Here is a 16,669-nt window from a genome sequence, read left to right on the forward strand (position 1 = left end):
CTTATGTGGCAAAGGCTCGTGGAAAAGAGCCGGATCTTTGGGCCATCATTTGCGCGCTGTCTCCACTTGCTGGAGTTCTTTTGCTCGCTGTAAGTAGCCGATCGCCTGCTAGGCGTCCCCAGCCGTCTGTCCCGGAAGCGGGGATGTCGACAACCGGAAGCTTTTCGCAAGCCGACCTTAAACGGTGAAAAACACTCGTTGAGCTTGATCCTGATATCGCTGCTGCCGCGGCAATTGCACGGGAGAAGGGCATAGATTGCGAAATGATGTTGGCCGAGAAATATCTAACTGTGAATGACAAGTCTTATTTGCAGCCTGCGCTGGAGGAAGCCTTGGCAGAAAGTGCAAGGAAAGTCGACGCGAATCTTTGAGCGTTGGCAGTGTCCACGGCAGCCGGCAATATGGCAGGGACGATTGCCGGTCAGCTCGGAACCTTGATGTTTCGAAAGAATTTCGGAGGCGACTATTCGATCGCTAACGGTCCCTTAGGTAACACGACATTTCCGACGTTCGGCAGAATGATAGCTCACTTCAAGGCTTGATGTGCTTGTTGAGGGCGAACCAAGAAAGGCCAGATCCGGTATCGCCTGTAAGCAATACCCACGGATTGAACGGGATACTTCCCAGTCAAAACGAGCCGGCTGTGTTTGTTCGAGGGGAGGGACATCTGCCCCGTTCTGTGGGCTTTTTGCCACGTCTCGTCGCGACCTTGCGGGAGTAACGCCGTCCACGACCTCTACACCATTGACGCCGGATCAACAGGCGCTATTAACCGCGCTGATCTAGTGATATTTTAGCAAGTGTAACATGGCATTTCGTCCGATCCGGCAGGCGCAGGCAAGTTTCATGCCGGGCGACACGAATCGGCCATATTGCTATGACAGCGGAAACGGATGGCAAGCGGCGCTTCAAGTCATGATTTTCATGCCTTAGCGCTTTGGGCTCGCAATATTGTGACGGTCCGTGACGAAGTTTTTGTGGTGCTTTAGGACAACGGATTGATACTGAGCTGCACGACTTGGCGCGAGCTGAGGTATTTGCTGCTTCCTCTCTTGGCTGCGGATGAAATTGATCGCAGCGTTTAACGGTAGGGATATGTCGAAGAAAAACGGAATTGAACCTTTCTCGCGCCGCTCATTCCTGCGGTCTGCGGCAACTTTTGGCGTGGCCGCTCTGGCGGCTCCTGCTCTTGCGCAGCAGGATCAGACTCCGCTCGACGCGCTGATCAACAACCGCGCCCGTGGCAACTGGGATGACCAGTTCGACGCAAAGGCCGCGGCACGCACGGCTGCCGCCGTCCAGTCGAACACGCCGATCCTCGGGCCTGATTCCGTCCCGAACATCCAGCAGGCGATTGCCCAGTATCAGAATATCGCCGCCAATGGCGGCTGGCCGCAGATCAATCCCGGCGATCAGAAATTGCAGCTCGGCGTCACCGACGGTTCCGTTCAGGCGTTGCGCCAGCATCTGATGGTGACGGGCGACCTGCCGAGGGAAGCTGGCATTTCCTCAGCCTTCGACTCCTATGTCGACGGCGCAGTGAAGCGTTTCCAGGCTCGTCACGGCCTGCCGCCGGATGGTGTCCTCGGCGACTTCACGCTGAAGGCAATGAACATCCCCGCTAACGTTCGCCTGCAGCAGCTGAACACCAACCTCATTCGCCTCCAGACGTTCCCGGCCGATCTTGGCCGCCGTCACGTCATGGTCAACATCCCGGCGACCCGTGTCGAAGCCGTAGAGGACGGTCAGGTGGCGCTGCGTCACGAGGCGATCGTCGGCCGCGAGTCGCGCCCGACGCATATCATCAATTCGAAGATCTACGAGGTCATCCTCAACCCCTACTGGACAGCCCCGCGCTCCATCATCATCAAGGACATCATGCCGTTGATGCGGAAGGATCCGACCTACCTGACGAAGAACAATATCCGCCTTCTTGACGGTAAGGGCCAGGAAGTTGCGCCTGAGACGATCGACTGGAATTCGGACAAGGCGCCAAACCTGATGTTCCGTCAGGATCCGGGCAAGACCAACGCCATGGCGTCCACGAAGATCAACTTCTACAATCCCAACAACGAATATATGCACGACACGCCCGAACAGGGCCTGTTCAACAAGCTGATGCGTTTCGACAGCTCGGGCTGTGTGCGCGTTCAGAACGTGCGCGACCTGGCGACCTGGCTGTTGACCGACACTCCGGGCTGGCCGCGTCAGCACATCGAGCAGGTCATCTCCACGCGCGTCAACACGCCGATTAAGCTGGCGACGGAAGTGCCGGTCTATTTCGTCTATATCTCCGCCTGGAGCGCTGCCGACGGCATCGTCCAGTTCCGTGACGATATCTATAATCTCGATGGCAATTCCCAGCTCGCGCTCGACACGACCCAGGGCATGGAGCAGCCGGTTCAATAACCGGCCTTGCTTTGAGGAAATTTCTGAAAAGCCGCGTCTTCGGATGCGGCTTTTTCGTTTGCGGGAGCCGCTCATCGTAGAATGCCCAGCAAATGTCGCTGATCGTATTGCTCTCGGGCGACCCTGACGCTAATACCGTCCCATTGCCGATCTGGCCCGTTCAGGAGCTTCCACCATGACCACTGCTTCCACCGAACCTTTCTTTAATCGCTCGCTCGCCGATACCGATCCGGAAATCTTTGGCGCAATCGGCAAGGAATTGGGTCGCCAGCGGCATGAGATCGAATTGATCGCCTCGGAAAACATCGTTTCCCGCGCCGTGCTGGAAGCGCAGGGCTCGATCATGACGAACAAATATGCCGAGGGCTATCCGGGCAAGCGCTACTATGGCGGCTGCCAGTTCGTCGATATTGCCGAAGAGCTCGCCATCGAGCGCGCCAAGAAGCTGTTCGGCGTCAACTTCGCCAACGTCCAGCCGAACTCCGGTTCGCAGATGAACCAGGCCGTGTTCCTGGCGCTGCTGCAGCCGGGCGACACCTTCATGGGTCTCGACCTTAATTCTGGCGGTCACCTGACGCATGGTTCGCCGGTCAACATGTCCGGCAAGTGGTTCAACGTCGTGTCCTACGGCGTGCGCGAAGGCGACAACCTGCTCGATATGGAAGCGGTTCAGCGCAAGGCCGAGGAAACCAAGCCGAAGCTGATCATCGCCGGCGGCACCGCCTATTCCCGTATCTGGGACTGGAAGCGCTTCCGCGAGATCGCCGACAGCGTCGGCGCCTACCTGATGGTCGACATGGCCCACATCGCCGGCCTCGTCGCCGGTGGCCAGCATCCGTCGCCGTTCCCGCATTGCCACGTCGCGACCACCACGACCCACAAGTCGCTGCGCGGCCCGCGCGGCGGCATGATCCTCACCAATGACGAGGATCTGGCGAAGAAGTTCAACTCGGCCGTCTTCCCGGGTCTCCAGGGCGGCCCGCTGATGCACGTCATCGCCGCCAAGGCCGTGGCACTCGGTGAAGCGCTTCAGCCGGAATTCCAGGACTATGCCGCGCAGATCGTCAAGAACGCCAAGGCGCTCTCCGAAACGCTGATCTCCGGCGGCGTCGATGTCGTCTCCGGCGGTACGGACAACCACCTGATGCTGGTCGACCTGCGCAAGAAGAACGCCACCGGCAAGCGCGCCGAAGCTGCTCTTGGCCGCGCCTACGTCACCTGCAACAAGAACGGCATCCCGTTCGATCCCGAAAAGCCCTTCGTCACCTCCGGTGTCCGTCTCGGCACCCCGGCCGGTACGACGCGCGGCTTCAAGGAAGCTGAATTCCGCGAGATCGGCAATCTCATAATCGAAGTGCTGGATGGCCTGAAGGTCGCCAACTCCGACGAAGGCAATGCCGCTGTCGAGGCTGCCGTGCGCGAGAAGGTGGTCAAGCTCACCGATCGCTTCCCGATGTACGGCTACATGGGCTGAGGAGAGCGAATGCGCTGCCCCTATTGCGGTTCGGAAGATACCCAGGTCAAGGATTCGCGGCCGGCGGAGGATAATACCTCCATTCGCCGGCGGCGGATCTGTCCTGATTGCGGCGGCCGTTTTACCACCTTCGAGCGCGTGCAGTTGCGCGAGCTGATGGTTATCAAGAAGACCGGCCGCAAGGTGCTGTTCGATCGAGACAAGCTGGTGCGCTCTTTCGAGATCGCGCTGCGCAAGCGCCCGGTCGACCGGGATCGTATCGAGCGAGCGGTTTCCGGCATCGTCCGCCGCCTGGAAAGCTCGGGCGAGACGGAAATCAGCTCGGAACAGATCGGCCTGCAGGTGCTGGAAGCGCTGAAGAGCCTCGATGACGTCGCCTTCGTGCGCTATGCTTCCGTCTATCGCGATTTTTCGCATGCGGAGGATTTCGAGAACGTGATCACCGAGATCAACGCCAAGATCGCCCGCGATCCGCTGGACCCCTGACGATGACGACGCGGCCTGACGACGAGCGTTTCATGGCCGCGGCGATCCGCCTGTCGCGCTGGCATCTTGGGCTTACCTCCACCAACCCGTCCGTCGGCTGTGTGATCGTCAAGGATGGTGCCGTCATCGGCCGTGGCGTTACCGCGGTTGGAGGCCGGCCGCATGCCGAGACGCAGGCCCTGGCCGACGCCGGCGAGGCGGCGAGGGGGGCCACGGCCTATGTCACCCTCGAACCTTGTTCTCACTACGGTAAGACGCCGCCTTGCTCCGAGGCGCTGATCGCCTATGGCGTAGCCCGGGTCGTCATCAGCGTCACCGATCCCGATCCGCGCGTTTCCGGACGCGGCATCGCAATGCTGCGGGATGCGGGGATCGAGGTCGATATCGGTATTCTCGAGGAAGAGGGCCGGCGCTCGCTTGCCGGTTATCTCATGCGCCAGACGAGAAACCGGCCCTATGTGACTCTCAAACTTGCCGTTTCCGCCGATGGGATGATCGGTAAGGCGGGCACGGGGCAGGTGCGCATCACCGGCGATGTCGCCCGGGCCCAGGTGCAGGTCCTGCGCGCCGAAAGCGACGCCATCCTGGTCGGCATCGGCACGGCCATCGCCGACGATCCGGAATTGACCTGCCGCCTGCCGGGCTTGGAAGATCGAACGCCGCTGCGCATCGTCATTGACGACCAACTTCAGCTTCCGCTCGGTAGCAAGCTTGTGAAGACGGCGCGGCAATATCCGGTGATCGCTGTCGCTGGACATCCGCCACCCTTCGATGAAAATACCGACAAGGTCTTCATGGCCCGCCGCACTGCACTGGATGCAGCCGGCATCGAGGTGCTGCAATCCAATTCCAGCGAACCGGGCGAGTTGTTGGAAGCGTTCGGCACGCGCGGCATCTCCTCCCTTCTGGTCGAGGGTGGCGCAAGGGTAGCGCAACGCTTTCTCGATGCGGACCTGGTCGACCGCATTCTTCTCTTCCAGGGGCCGGATGCGATCGGCGAGGGCGGTATTGAATCGCCAGTCACGAAGACCAATATCCCACCCAGTTTCAGGCATATCCGCGCGAGCCAGTTTGGCGATGATCGCTGCGACGAATTTGAAAGAGGTTTTTGATGTTTACCGGAATTGTCACCGATATCGGCACGGTCGAATCCGTCTCTCCGCTGAAGGAAGGCGTCAAGCTGCGTGTCGCCACCAATTACGACCCGGCGACGATCGACATGGGCGCCTCGATTTCCCATTCCGGCATTTGCCTGACGGTGACCGGTCTGCCGGAAGCGGGCAGCAACGGCCGCTGGTTCGAAGTGGAAGCCTGGGAGGAAGCCCTGCGGCTGACCACCATCGGCAAATGGCAGGCCGGCAGCAACATCAATCTCGAGCGCTCGCTGAAGATCGGCGATGAGCTCGGCGGCCATATCGTTTCCGGCCATGTGGACGGCAAGGCCGAAATCCTGTCGGTGACGGAAGAGGGCGACGCCACCCGCTATCGCCTGCGCGCGCCGGTACATCTCGCGAAATTCGTCGCTCCCAAGGGCTCGATCGCCCTCGACGGCACATCGCTGACGGTCAACGCCGTCGACGGCACCGATTTCGACGTGCTCCTGATCCGCCACACGCTGGAGGTCACCACCTGGGGCGAGCGCAAGGCCGGCGATTTCGTCAATTTCGAAGTCGACACCATGGCCCGCTATGCTGCACGGCTTGCGGAATTTCCGGTCGTCCGGGAAGGCTGACCTTCGACTCTCTCAGGCGAGCGTCTTTTCCATGCGAAAGTTTGGAAGGGTCTGCCCGCGCTTTTCCACGGTTTGAGCAGCGAGGACAATAAACCCTTTTCGTTCGAAGAAGGGTTTGGCCGTGAGGCTGGCCTCAGTGAAAATCCGCCGGTGCCCCTGGTTGCGGGCGGCGGCCTCCACGGTTTTCAAAAGCAAGCTGGCGACACCCTTTCCCTGATGGTTTGGGTGGACGAACATCATATCCAGGCAGCCATCCGTCTTCAGATCGCTAAAGCCGACGGGCTGCGTCTCGCAAATGGCCATCCAGGTTGGCCTGCTGGCGCGCCACTCCGCCCAGACCGCGGGATCATCGACCTTCGCCCAGGCATCGATCTGCGCGGCATTGTAATCCCGCGACGCGACTTCCCGAATGGCTCTCAGGAAAATGTCGATCGTGGCGCCGGCGTCATCGGAGCGATAGTCCCTCACGCTGATGCGATGTGATGAGCGCATGGATACAATTACCTTCGACATGTCGCTGCTGATCTATTTCCAGCGCTCGAGCATGACGTGTGTTCTATTCTTGTAGACAGTTTCGCCGATGCGGTGGAAGCCGACCTTTTCCGCGACCCTTAGCGAAGGTTCGTTCTCCGGATCGATGATGCAGGTCATGCGCCGGTCGATAAAGATTCTGTCGGCCCATGCGATTGCCGCCCGAACGGCCTCTGTCGCATAGCCCTTGCCGTGCAACGATGGAGAGATGGCCCAACCGGTTTCCAGGGTGCCTTCCGTCGTTGGATTCATATCGCGATGCGAGTCCAGGAAGCCGGCTTCGCCGACCAGATGGCCGCTCTCGCGCTCCTCGATGGCGAAGAAACCGAAACCGAGGATATGCCACATGCCAGTATAGCGTAACAAACGCGCCCATGTCTGTTCGCGTGACGGTGGTTCGCCACCGACGAAGCGCATCAGGCCCTCCTGCTTCCAGAAGTCGGCGTAGTCCTCAAATTCTTCCAGCCGGTGGGCGCGCAGGATCAGTCGTTCGGTCGTCAATGTCGGGATAGTGGTCATGGCGGGAGCGATTTCCTTTCTTTCGGGCATTGCTGCATTCATGCTCATCTCGTTACGCTCCCGGTTCGCCATCCCAATAATCCACAGGCGCCCCGTCGCGGCCGATAAAGCGGAATCGTGTCTCATCGGCCCGGTTGGTCTTTGCCAAGAACTTGCCGGAATCGGGATATTCGACGATCTCCGTCCGCGCCTTGGTCGAGATGGCAAGATAGATCAGCACGCCCGGACCGGTATTGATAAGCTGATGAGCGGTTTCCTGGCCGCCGGCCGGAGCGCCCAGCACATCGCCTTTGGCAACGGCAAAACGCTCGCTCCCGAAACGATATTCGCCTTCGCCGTCGATGATGACGAAAAGCTCTTCCTCGACATGATGATTGTGAAACGGACAGCCTGATTTGTCGGGCGGCACCTCGTTGTAGCTGATGCCGAGATCCTTGAGGCCGAGCAGCGCGCCGAAAGAGGCGTCGCTTCCGGCAAAAAAATCTCCCTGCTGCCAATGGTCGAGCTGAAGCTCGCCAATATTGACGGCGCGTCTGGTCTTCTTCGTCATGAGGGCCTCCCTTGCCGGTCGCGAATTATTATCGAAGCGAGTGCGGCGGCGGAAGATACAATTTCCAGCAAAGTCCGATCTTCCCCAAATCCCGATCAGAATCGGGGCGGATAGCTGAAAAACACTTGCCAAGCGCGGCCCGCCGTGGTTTGACCCGCCGTTATCGGTGCTGCCCGCCCTCTCATTCCGCAGGTGACGTATGTCCAGCTCTACCAATGCCCACATCCTGATCGTGGAAGCCCGCTTCTACGATGATATGGCTGACGCCCTTCTCGATGGCGCCAAGGCCGCGCTTGCAGAAGCCGGAGCGACCTATGACATCGTCACCGTGCCCGGCGCGCTGGAGATTCCGGCCGCCATCGCCATGGCGCTCGACGGCGCCGACAATGGCGGCACGGAATATCAGGGCTATGTCGCCCTCGGCATGGTCATTCGCGGCGAAACCTATCATTTCGATATCGTCGCCAATGAATCCTCGCGCGCTCTCATGGATCTCGCCGTCAGCGAATCCCTGGCGATCGGCAACGGGATCCTGACCGTCGAAAACGACGACCAGGCCTGGGCGCGTGCACGCCGTTCGGACAAAGACAAGGGTGGCTTTGCCGCTCGCGCAGCGCTGACGATGATCGCGCTGAAACAAAAGTTGGGTGCATAAGTTCATGGGCAATCAGGATAACGAGCGACCGGCAAAGACCGCGAACCAGCGCGGGGCAGCCCGCCTTGCCGCCGTTCAGGCGCTCTATCAGATGGATATCGGCGGAACCGGCGTGCTGGAGGTGGTGGCCGAATATGAGGCGCACCGTCTCGGGCAGGAGCTGGATGGCGACACCTATCTGAAGGCCGACGCATCCTGGTTTCGCTCCATCGTCTCAGGCGTCGTGCGCGAGCAGACCCGTCTCGATCCGCTAATCGGTTCCGCGCTTCAGGACGATTGGGCGCTGTCGCGTCTCGACAGTACCGTACGCGCCATCCTGCGCGCCGGCACATTCGAGATTCTCGACCGAAAGGATGTCCCGGTCGCGGTCATCGTGACCGAATATGTCGAGATCGCCCACGCCTTCTTCGATGATGATGAGCCTAAGCTCGTCAACGCCGTGCTCGATCGAATCGCCAAGCAAGTTCGCGGCGAAGCCAAGAAATAAGCAGCGATGCCGGCGCCGTTGATGGCGCCGTCTACTTTCGTTTGCTTCGCTCGCGCCTGATTTCAGCTACGAATGTTCTTTTGAACCGCCATCGGGTGATTTACCCGCGGGCGGTCTTGACGCGACGTTTTCCCAAACGCAATCTCCGCTATGCACATCTGTCGACCGCCTGGGAGGAGGGGGGTCACCGTTGTCGCAGGCGGCCGGAGGAGGAGTGAACCGCCGGCTTTTTTGGAGGGAAAAAGCGAAATGTCGATTCTTCTAGGTGTTATAGCGTGCGGATTGCTCTCGGTGGTTTATGCCATCTGGACAACCCGGTCGGTGCTTGCCGCCGACCAGGGTAATGCACGCATGCAGGAAATTGCGGGTTATATTCGAGAAGGTGCGCAGGCCTATCTGGCGCGTCAATATATGACTATCGCCGTTGTCGGCGTCATCGTTTTCATCGCGGCCTGGCTTTTGCTATCGGCCGAAGCCGCTTTTGGTTTTTTGATCGGTGCGGTCCTGTCGGGCGCTGCCGGTTTCATTGGTATGCATGTCTCCGTGCGGGCCAATGTTCGCACCGCGCAGGCCTCGTCACATAGTCTGTCGGCCGGTCTTGATATCGCCTTCAAGTCGGGCGCCATCACCGGCATGCTGGTCGCTGGCCTCGCATTGCTAGGCGTTTCCATCTATTTCTACGTGCTGACCGTCGTGCTTGGCCATGAGCCGGGCTCGCGCGATGTCATCGATGCGCTGGTGTCGCTCGGTTTCGGCGCATCGCTGATTTCGATCTTCGCCCGTCTCGGCGGCGGTATTTTCACCAAGGGTGCCGACGTCGGCGGCGACCTCGTCGGCAAGGTGGAAGCCGGCATTCCCGAAGACGATCCGCGCAATCCCGCGACCATTGCCGACAATGTCGGTGATAACGTCGGCGATTGCGCCGGCATGGCCGCCGACCTGTTCGAAACCTATGCGGTCTCCGTCGTCGCCACCATGGTTCTCGCCGCGATCTTCTTCGCCGGCACGCCGGTCCTTGCCTCAGCCATGGTCTATCCCCTGGCGATCTGCGGCACCTGCATCATCACTTCCATCATCGGTACCTTCTTCGTCAAGCTCGGCGCCAATGGCTCGATCATGGGTGCGCTCTACAAGGGGCTGATTGCCACCGGCCTTCTGTCGATTATCGGTCTCGGCGTGGCCACCTCGCTGACCATCGGCTGGGGTTCGATTGGCACTGTCGCAGGTTTCGATATCACCGGAAAGAACCTGTTCCTTTGCGGTATCGTCGGGCTGATCGTCACGGCGCTGATCGTCGTGATCACCGAATACTACACCGGCACCAACAAGCGGCCGGTCAATTCCATCGCCCAGGCGTCGGTCACCGGTCACGGCACCAACGTCATCCAGGGCCTTGCCGTCTCGCTCGAATCGACGGCTCTGCCGGCGATCGTCATCGTCGGCGGCATTCTCGCCACCTATCAGCTCGGCGGCCTGTTCGGCACCGGCATTGCGGTCACCGCTATGCTCGGCCTTGCCGGCATGATCGTGGCACTCGATGCCTTCGGCCCGGTCACCGACAATGCCGGTGGCATCGCCGAAATGTCGCATCTGCCGCCGGAAGTGCGCAAATCGACCGATGCGTTGGATGCTGTCGGCAACACCACCAAGGCGGTCACGAAAGGCTACGCCATCGGCTCGGCCGGTCTCGGCGCGCTGGTGCTGTTTGCCGCCTATTCGAACGACTTGAAGTATTTCGCAGCGCATGGCGATCAGTTCCCTTATTTCGCCGATGTGGGGCCGATCTCCTTCGATCTCTCCAACCCCTACGTCGTCGCCGGGCTGTTGTTCGGCGGGCTGATCCCCTATCTCTTCGGCGGCATCGCCATGACGGCCGTCGGCCGTGCGGCAGGCGCGATCGTCGAGGAGGTTCGCAGGCAGTTCCGCGAGAAGCCGGGCATCATGCTGGGCACGGAGCGTCCAGACTACGGCCGCGCCGTCGACCTTCTGACCAAGGCGGCCATCCGCGAGATGATCATCCCGTCGCTGCTGCCGGTGCTGGCGCCGATCGTCGTCTATTTCGGCGTGCTTCTGATCTCCGGCTCCAAGGCTTCGGCCTTCGCGGCACTGGGAGCTTCATTGCTGGGGGTCATCATCAACGGCCTGTTCGTCGCCATTTCCATGACGTCGGGTGGTGGTGCCTGGGACAATGCCAAGAAGAGCTTCGAAGACGGCTTTGTCGACAAGGACGGCACCCGCCACATGAAGGGCTCGGAGGCGCATAAGGCCTCCGTGACCGGCGATACCGTCGGCGATCCCTATAAGGATACGGCTGGCCCGGCGGTCAATCCGGCGATCAAGATCACCAATATCGTCGCGCTGCTGCTGCTTGCCGTTCTTGCAGGATAAGGGCGAAGGCGTAACCAATGAAAAACCCGCGGGGCTTGCGCCTCGCGGGTTTTTTGATGCGGTCTATCCGGCTTATTGACCCGGATTGAGGTTGTTGAGGAAGTTCCTCGCACCGTTGACGCCGTTGCCGCCACCCTGCAGGATCTGTTGCAGGAAGGTGATGTCGCGGCCGCCGGTCGGCGTCGTACGGCTGATCATGTCGAAGACCCTGCCGTCCTTCAGCGTGTAGTTGGCTTCCTGCTTCACGATGCCATCCTTGTCGAAGTAGATCGCCAGAATGTTCTGGTCGACCAGCTTCGGCTTCATGAAGGCCGCGGCGCGGGTGCGCTTCTGGGATATGTAATAGAAGACTTCGCCGTCGAAGGTCGCCGTCGTCGATGGCGTACCGAGCGAAAGCAGCACTTGCTCGCGGCTCGAGCCGACGGGCACGAGATTGAGCGATTGCTGATCGAAGATGTAGCCGTTGTTCATGACCTCTGTGGTCTTGCAACTCGTAAGCCCCGCGGTCCCGATCACCAGGGCGATGGCGGCACTGCTGATGAAAGTTCTGTCAGACTTGAAATACCGTTTCGTCAACGACATCCCATCTCCCCTAATGAATCAAACCGATGGCCGGGCGGCCAATAAGATCTTGCTGTGCACATCATTGTGGCCTTTCCGCGATTGGGTAGGGCAACAGCGATGTTGTTCGGCACTCTTCATCACCAATCATGCACAGTGCGACGACGGGTCGGGGCGGGGCCTTGAAGCGGGCACAAACGGCATTGCAATTCGCGCCTGCTTCGGTAAACCAGCTTTTAAGTGGATGCAACAAGGCCAAGCACGACACGGCGCTCTGAATGGCCAATTCCGGGAATTTTCATGATTTTTGGGCTGTTCCGCAAAAGAAATCACAATCAGATCATCGTCGTCAGACAATATGACGTCCTGACCTCCATGGCGCGCCAGCCGGTTTTCTACACCGACTATGATGTGCCGGATACGGTTATGGGGCGTTTCGAACTGCTGTCGGCGGTGATGATCCTGTTTTTTCGCCGGACGCGTTCGTCCGCGACCAGCGGCCACGAGCTTGCGCAGGAAATTATCGATGCCTTTTTCGAGGATATCGATTATTCCATCCGCGAACTTGGTATAGGCGACAACAGCGTGCCGAAGCGGATGAAAAAACTCGCGGGCATGTTCTACGGGCGGCTCGAAAGCTATGCGGCCGCCATGGACGGGAATGATCGCGATGCTCTGGCCGCAGCGCTTCGGCGCAATATCTACCCCACTGCCGGCGAAGAGGCCCCCTCGATGCTTGGTCTGGCGGACTGGATGATGATGGCAGAGGCGCATCTGGCAAGCGTGGCGGAAGCCGAAATTGCCACCGGTTCGGCAATCCTCCCGCAGCCTGGCGGGATCGACAAAGACGTAGCCTAGGAGACAAAAAATGAAGAAGCCGAACTCCGACGAAACGCCCTTTTCCTATCCGGTAAAAGTCGGCCATATCTCCGCCAATCCGGTGGAGGTGCGTCTTGCAGCCGACGACCGGGAGCTTGCCGGTCTCGCCAAGCTTTGGAATGTGCTCTCCGTGCCGACGCTCGAGGCGGATCTGAAGATCGCCCGATGGAAGCGTGATGGGGTTCGCCTCAAGGGCAATGTGCGCGCAAAGATCGTTCAGGCCTGCGTCGTCACGCTCGAGCCGGTCGAATCGGATATCAATGAGGAATTCGAGCAGATCTTCGTCCCCGAGGGGTCGAAACTGGCGCGGATGCCGTCTGTGGATGCCGGAGAAATGGTGCTCGATCCGGATGGCGCGGACCTTCCGGAAACCTTCACCGGCGATACGATCGATGCCGGCGCCGCCGTCGCGGAATTTGCCGCGCTTGCCATCGATCCTTACCCGCGCAAGCCCGGTATCGAGTTTGAAGACCACATCGAAGACACAGGCGAAGATGACAAGAAACCTTCGCCATTCGCTGTCCTGAAAGACTGGAAAAAGGAATAGACACCCCTGGCAATTGAACACAATTCAGTTGTAACGCGGGGAGAAACCGGTATTTTGACGCCAATTTCGCCAGGCCCGGCGGACAAGAAGGACTAGGGACGCGTGATCAGAATTTCTCTTGACCTAATGGGTGGCGATTTCGGCCCTGAGGTTGTTATTCCTGGCGCGGCCAAGGCGCTGGAGAGGCATCCCGATATTACCTTCATCATGTATGGCATGAAGGATCGTTGCGAAGCGATCCTGGGCAAATATCCAAAGCTCCGCGACAAATCCGTCTTCCACGAATGCGATGTCGCGATCAGCATGGACGAGAAGCCGAGCCAGGCGCTGCGCCGTGGCCGCTACGTCTCCAGTATGTGGCGCTCAATCGAAGCGGTGAAGGTCGGCGAGGCCGATGTCATCGTTTCCGCCGGCAATACCGGCGCGCTGATGGCTATGGCGAAGTTCTGCCTGCGCACGATGGCCAACATCGAACGCCCGGCGATCGCCGCGATCTGGCCGACGCTTCGCGGCGAAAGCATCGTGCTCGACGTTGGCGCGACCATCGGCGCCGATTCGCAGCAATTGCTCGATTTCGCATTGATGGGCGGGGCGATGGCCCGCGCCCTCTTCGAGATCGAACGCCCGACCATCGGCCTGCTCAATGTCGGCGTCGAGGAAATCAAGGGCCAGGAAGATGTCAAGGAAGCCGGTCGCCTGATCCGTGAAGCCAATCTTGAATCGCTTGAGTATTCCGGCTTCGTCGAAGGCGACGATATCGGCAAGGGCACGGTCGACGTGGTGGTGACGGAAGGCTTTTCCGGCAATATCGCGCTGAAGGCTGCCGAGGGCACGGCTAAGCAGATTGGCGCTTATTTGCGCTCGGCCATGACGCGCACGTTGCTTGCCCGCATCGGCTACCTCTTCGCCAAAGGCGCCTTCGACCTGCTGCGCGAGAAACTCGATCCCAGCAAGGTCAATGGCGGCGTCTTCCTCGGCCTTAACGGCATCGTCATCAAGAGCCATGGCGGCGCCAATGCCGAGGCTTTCGCGGCCGCTATCGATGTTGGCTACGACATGGCCAAGAATGGCCTGACACAAAAAATCGAAAATGATCTGAAAAGATACCATGCCAGGCGGCAGCCGCCGATCGGACCTGAAGCGGCATGAGTGACGGGGTATAACAGGAATGATTCGTTCAGTTGTTCGCGGATTCGGGTCGGCGCTGCCTAAGCGCGTCATGACGAACCGTGATATGGAGCAAGTCGTAGACACCAGTGATGACTGGATCGTCCAGCGCACCGGTATTCGCCAGCGCTACATCGCCGGCGAAGGCGAAACCACGGCCTCGCTCGGCGAGCAGGCGGCACGGGCAGCGCTTGCCAATGCCGGGCTGACGGCGGATGATCTCGACATGATCATCGTCGCTACCTCCACGCCGGATAACACCTTTCCCGCGACCGCAGTGAACATCCAGAACCGGCTCGGCATGCATCATGGCTTTGCCTTCGATGTTCAGGCTGTCTGCTCGGGCTTCGTCTATGCCGTGACCACCGCCGATGCCTATATTCGCGGTGGCGTTGCCAAGCGCGTGCTCGTCATCGGCGCCGAAACGTTCTCCCGCATTCTCGACTGGACCGACCGCACGACTTGCGTTCTCTTCGGCGACGGCGCCGGTGCGCTGATTCTCGAAGCAGGCGAGGGGACGGGCGCCAATACCGATCGTGGCGTGCTGACGGCAAGCCTGCGCTCCGATGGTGCACACAAGGACAAGCTTTATGTCGATGGCGGACCTTCCTCGACGGGAACGGTCGGCGTGCTGCATATGGCCGGCCGAGAAGTGTTCAAGCATGCCGTCGGCATGATCACCGACGTCATCGAAGCGACGTTCAAGGCGGCCGATGTCACAGCCGAGGATCTCGACTGGCTGGTGCCGCACCAGGCCAATCGCCGCATCATCGACGGCTCGGCCAAGAAACTCGGAATTGCTCCCGAAAAAGTTGTGGTGACGGTGGATCTTCACGGCAATACATCGGCGGCATCGATTCCCTTGGCGCTTGCGGTTGCGGCCGGCGACGGCCGAATCAAGAAGGGCGATCTGGTGATGCTGGAGGCCATGGGCGGCGGTTTCACCTGGGGCGCGGTCCTGTTGCGCTGGTAGGCGCCATCTCCAAAAGCCGATTCCGAACAAGAGCTTGACCGTTTGGTGCAAGGGCAATAGTCTCGTACGGCTGAATAAGATTACCTATCAATATGGGCGGGGAGCTATGACGGGCAAGACAGTGACGCGCGCAGACTTGGCGGAGTCGGTATTCCGGAAAGTTGGCCTCTCCCGGACCGAATCTGCGGAACTCGTCGAGACGGTGATCGATGAGATTTGCAACGCCATCGTGCGTGGCGAAACCGTAAAACTCTCTTCCTTTGCGACATTTCAGGTGCGCGATAAAAACGAGCGCATCGGTCGAAATCCGAAGACCGGTGAAGAAGTCCCGATCTCTCCGCGCCGTGTCATGACTTTCAAGGCATCCAACGTCCTGAAGACGCGAATCCTGAAGGCACATGCCAGCCGCAAGGCGAAGGCACGGCCGGCAAATCCTGCTTCCTGATCCATTTGAAACGGATGTCGGCGTGGCCCGCACGTCGGCTGTCACCCTGTTTTCCGGATCTTTCTCGGCTATTTTTCGGCTTGCTTGTGCAACAGCTGAAGAGATGACTTGAATTTCTCCCCGCAAACCGTTGAAATATGGTGAGTCGTATCGCGACGAGCCGCGGTGCCGATCTGGCTTCGCATGGTCCGGCCCGAATGATGTCGGAAACATGCTGTGGGAGTATGACGATGGACAAGAGCCCAGATGCATTTCGCACAATCAGCGAAGTCGCGGAAGACCTTGATCTGCCGCAGCATGTCCTGCGCTTCTGGGAAACCCGTTTCCCGCAGATCAAGCCGATGAAGCGAGGCGGCGGCCGGCGCTACTACCGGCCAGAGGATGTCGATCTGCTGAACGGCATCCGTCATCTGCTTTACGATCACGGCTATACGATCAAAGGCGTCCAGAAGCTCCTCAAAACCAACGGAAACAAATTCGTCATCGCCGTCGGCCATGGCGATCTCGCCAGCGTCGAGGCGCTTGCCGCCGCCGCGCAGGAACCGGCCCCGGCCGAGCCGCGCGTCGGGTCCGGCCATCCCGATGAGGATCAGATCGTCGGCCGCGCCAAGGCGCCGATCAGCCGCCGTTTCTTCAACTTCGTAAGCGGCGAAGACGACGTGCCGGATGTTTCCCTCGGCAAGTCGAGCGTCGGCAAGGAAGACAGGGCGCTGCTTCAGGAAACGCTCTACGATCTCCTGGAATGCAAGCGGTTGCTGGATCAGGTGCGGTAAGCCAAGCCATTTACGTCCAATGATGCGGATGATTTTTGTTCAGTTGCATGTACCAGGGGCAGGGCGGTCTTGTTGAAAGACTGCCCGGCACGC

18 protein-coding genes are annotated in these 16,669 nt (G+C 59.8%); 14 read left to right on the plus strand and 4 right to left on the minus strand.

The window, feature by feature from the left end; all coding sequences use genetic code 11:
• Nucleotides 1–1,095 precede the first annotated feature (1,095 nt).
• From AB6803_RS13580 to AB6803_RS13600, 5 genes are all read left to right on the plus strand, one after another.
• Nucleotides 1,096–2,409 carry a murein L,D-transpeptidase gene (locus AB6803_RS13580; RefSeq protein WP_371109378.1) on the plus strand — a complete coding sequence of 438 codons (1,314 nt, stop codon included), beginning with the start codon at nucleotides 1,096–1,098 and terminating at the stop codon, nucleotides 2,407–2,409.
• Between the two features lie 175 nt (nucleotides 2,410–2,584).
• Entirely contained in the window at nucleotides 2,585–3,883 is a 1,299-nt protein-coding gene (gene glyA, locus AB6803_RS13585; RefSeq protein WP_371109379.1) for a serine hydroxymethyltransferase, read from the plus strand.
• A gap of 9 nt (nucleotides 3,884–3,892) precedes the next feature.
• Nucleotides 3,893–4,369, plus strand: coding sequence for a transcriptional regulator NrdR (gene nrdR, locus AB6803_RS13590; RefSeq protein ID WP_007692797.1), 477 nt, complete (start codon nucleotides 3,893–3,895; stop codon nucleotides 4,367–4,369).
• A 2-nt stretch (nucleotides 4,370–4,371) separates the two neighbouring features.
• Nucleotides 4,372–5,481 carry a bifunctional diaminohydroxyphosphoribosylaminopyrimidine deaminase/5-amino-6-(5-phosphoribosylamino)uracil reductase RibD gene (ribD, locus tag AB6803_RS13595; protein ID WP_371109380.1) on the plus strand — a complete coding sequence of 370 codons (1,110 nt, stop codon included), beginning with the start codon at nucleotides 4,372–4,374 and terminating at the stop codon, nucleotides 5,479–5,481.
• On the plus strand, nucleotides 5,481–6,101 hold the full coding sequence (locus AB6803_RS13600; protein WP_371109381.1) for a riboflavin synthase: 621 nt from the start codon (nucleotides 5,481–5,483) through the stop codon (nucleotides 6,099–6,101). Before ribD ends, AB6803_RS13600 begins: the two co-directional genes overlap by 1 nt.
• Before the next feature lie 12 nt (nucleotides 6,102–6,113).
• Here the strand turns inward: AB6803_RS13600 and AB6803_RS13605 are convergent, their stop codons facing one another.
• The 3 genes from AB6803_RS13605 to AB6803_RS13615 are packed head-to-tail and all read right to left on the minus strand — an operon-like array spanning nucleotide 6,114 to nucleotide 7,701.
• On the minus strand, nucleotides 6,114–6,593 hold the full coding sequence (locus AB6803_RS13605; protein WP_371109382.1) for a GNAT family N-acetyltransferase: 480 nt from the start codon (nucleotides 6,591–6,593) through the stop codon (nucleotides 6,114–6,116).
• A gap of 33 nt (nucleotides 6,594–6,626) precedes the next feature.
• Nucleotides 6,627–7,199, minus strand: coding sequence for a GNAT family N-acetyltransferase (locus AB6803_RS13610; protein ID WP_371109383.1), 573 nt, complete (start codon nucleotides 7,197–7,199; stop codon nucleotides 6,627–6,629).
• Nucleotides 7,200–7,203: 4 nt separating this feature from the next.
• A complete protein-coding gene (locus tag AB6803_RS13615) occupies nucleotides 7,204–7,701 on the minus strand; it encodes a cupin domain-containing protein (RefSeq protein WP_371109384.1) in 498 nt (165 codons plus the stop codon).
• Nucleotides 7,702–7,900: 199 nt separating this feature from the next.
• Here AB6803_RS13615 and ribH point away from each other — a divergent pair, with 199 nt between their 5' ends.
• The 3 genes from ribH (at nucleotide 7,901) to AB6803_RS13630 (ending at nucleotide 11,231) form a co-directional block, all read left to right on the plus strand.
• A complete protein-coding gene (ribH, locus tag AB6803_RS13620; protein WP_371109385.1) occupies nucleotides 7,901–8,356 on the plus strand; it encodes a 6,7-dimethyl-8-ribityllumazine synthase in 456 nt (151 codons plus the stop codon).
• Nucleotides 8,357–8,360: 4 nt separating this feature from the next.
• Nucleotides 8,361–8,843: a transcription antitermination factor NusB gene (gene nusB, locus AB6803_RS13625; RefSeq protein WP_371109386.1), complete on the plus strand. Its 483-nt coding sequence runs from the start codon at nucleotides 8,361–8,363 to the stop codon at nucleotides 8,841–8,843.
• 249 nt (nucleotides 8,844–9,092) lie between these two features.
• On the plus strand, nucleotides 9,093–11,231 hold the full coding sequence (locus AB6803_RS13630; protein ID WP_174050942.1) for a sodium-translocating pyrophosphatase: 2,139 nt from the start codon (nucleotides 9,093–9,095) through the stop codon (nucleotides 11,229–11,231).
• 72 nt (nucleotides 11,232–11,303) lie between these two features.
• Here the strand turns inward: AB6803_RS13630 and AB6803_RS13635 are convergent, their stop codons facing one another.
• Nucleotides 11,304–11,813, minus strand: a complete 510-nt coding sequence (locus AB6803_RS13635) for an outer membrane protein assembly factor BamE (protein WP_371109387.1) — start codon at nucleotides 11,811–11,813, stop codon at nucleotides 11,304–11,306.
• Between the two features lie 279 nt (nucleotides 11,814–12,092).
• On the opposite strand from AB6803_RS13635, the gene AB6803_RS13640 reads away from it, so the two are divergent.
• The 6 genes from AB6803_RS13640 to AB6803_RS13665 all read left to right on the plus strand — a co-directional run bounded on the left by AB6803_RS13640 (nucleotide 12,093) and on the right by AB6803_RS13665 (nucleotide 16,576).
• On the plus strand, nucleotides 12,093–12,650 hold the full coding sequence (locus AB6803_RS13640) for a ubiquinol-cytochrome C chaperone family protein (RefSeq protein WP_371109388.1): 558 nt from the start codon (nucleotides 12,093–12,095) through the stop codon (nucleotides 12,648–12,650).
• Nucleotides 12,651–12,660: 10 nt separating this feature from the next.
• On the plus strand, nucleotides 12,661–13,218 hold the full coding sequence (locus AB6803_RS13645; RefSeq protein WP_371109389.1) for a DUF177 domain-containing protein: 558 nt from the start codon (nucleotides 12,661–12,663) through the stop codon (nucleotides 13,216–13,218).
• 102 nt (nucleotides 13,219–13,320) lie between these two features.
• Nucleotides 13,321–14,367 (plus strand): phosphate acyltransferase PlsX, encoded by a 1,047-nt coding sequence (gene plsX, locus AB6803_RS13650; RefSeq protein WP_371109390.1) that lies wholly within the window; start codon nucleotides 13,321–13,323, stop codon nucleotides 14,365–14,367.
• A 19-nt stretch (nucleotides 14,368–14,386) separates the two neighbouring features.
• A complete protein-coding gene (locus AB6803_RS13655; protein WP_371109391.1) occupies nucleotides 14,387–15,358 on the plus strand; it encodes a beta-ketoacyl-ACP synthase III in 972 nt (323 codons plus the stop codon).
• A 106-nt stretch (nucleotides 15,359–15,464) separates the two neighbouring features.
• Nucleotides 15,465–15,803: an integration host factor subunit alpha gene (locus AB6803_RS13660; RefSeq protein WP_007692773.1), complete on the plus strand. Its 339-nt coding sequence runs from the start codon at nucleotides 15,465–15,467 to the stop codon at nucleotides 15,801–15,803.
• 224 nt (nucleotides 15,804–16,027) lie between these two features.
• On the plus strand, nucleotides 16,028–16,576 hold the full coding sequence (locus tag AB6803_RS13665; protein ID WP_012651214.1) for a MerR family transcriptional regulator: 549 nt from the start codon (nucleotides 16,028–16,030) through the stop codon (nucleotides 16,574–16,576).
• The last annotated feature ends 93 nt before the right edge of the window (nucleotides 16,577–16,669 follow it).

Origin of the sequence: Rhizobium sp. RCC_161_2 (genome assembly GCF_041355235.1) — a bacterium.
Classification (GTDB): Bacteria; Pseudomonadota; Alphaproteobacteria; order Rhizobiales; family Rhizobiaceae; genus Rhizobium.

Excerpts from the sequence above, each read along its gene's own strand:
- AB6803_RS13580 (WP_371109378.1), top strand. The coding sequence starts at position 1,096 with ATGTCGAAGAAAAACGGAATTGAACCTTTCTCGCGCCGCTCATTCCTG.
- glyA (WP_371109379.1), top strand. The coding sequence starts at position 2,585 with ATGACCACTGCTTCCACCGAACCTTTCTTTAATCGCTCGCTCGCCGAT.
- nrdR (WP_007692797.1), top strand. The coding sequence starts at position 3,893 with ATGCGCTGCCCCTATTGCGGTTCGGAAGATACCCAGGTCAAGGATTCG.
- ribD (WP_371109380.1), top strand. The coding sequence starts at position 4,372 with ATGACGACGCGGCCTGACGACGAGCGTTTCATGGCCGCGGCGATCCGC.
- AB6803_RS13600 (WP_371109381.1), top strand. The coding sequence starts at position 5,481 with ATGTTTACCGGAATTGTCACCGATATCGGCACGGTCGAATCCGTCTCT.
- AB6803_RS13605 (WP_371109382.1), bottom strand. The coding sequence starts at position 6,593 with ATGCGCTCATCACATCGCATCAGCGTGAGGGACTATCGCTCCGATGAC.
- AB6803_RS13610 (WP_371109383.1), bottom strand. The coding sequence starts at position 7,199 with ATGAGCATGAATGCAGCAATGCCCGAAAGAAAGGAAATCGCTCCCGCC.
- AB6803_RS13615 (WP_371109384.1), bottom strand. The coding sequence starts at position 7,701 with ATGACGAAGAAGACCAGACGCGCCGTCAATATTGGCGAGCTTCAGCTC.
- ribH (WP_371109385.1), top strand. The coding sequence starts at position 7,901 with ATGTCCAGCTCTACCAATGCCCACATCCTGATCGTGGAAGCCCGCTTC.
- nusB (WP_371109386.1), top strand. The coding sequence starts at position 8,361 with ATGGGCAATCAGGATAACGAGCGACCGGCAAAGACCGCGAACCAGCGC.
- AB6803_RS13630 (WP_174050942.1), top strand. The coding sequence starts at position 9,093 with ATGTCGATTCTTCTAGGTGTTATAGCGTGCGGATTGCTCTCGGTGGTT.
- AB6803_RS13635 (WP_371109387.1), bottom strand. The coding sequence starts at position 11,813 with ATGTCGTTGACGAAACGGTATTTCAAGTCTGACAGAACTTTCATCAGC.
- AB6803_RS13640 (WP_371109388.1), top strand. The coding sequence starts at position 12,093 with ATGATTTTTGGGCTGTTCCGCAAAAGAAATCACAATCAGATCATCGTC.
- AB6803_RS13645 (WP_371109389.1), top strand. The coding sequence starts at position 12,661 with ATGAAGAAGCCGAACTCCGACGAAACGCCCTTTTCCTATCCGGTAAAA.
- AB6803_RS13655 (WP_371109391.1), top strand. The coding sequence starts at position 14,387 with ATGATTCGTTCAGTTGTTCGCGGATTCGGGTCGGCGCTGCCTAAGCGC.
- AB6803_RS13660 (WP_007692773.1), top strand. The coding sequence starts at position 15,465 with ATGACGGGCAAGACAGTGACGCGCGCAGACTTGGCGGAGTCGGTATTC.
- AB6803_RS13665 (WP_012651214.1), top strand. The coding sequence starts at position 16,028 with ATGACGATGGACAAGAGCCCAGATGCATTTCGCACAATCAGCGAAGTC.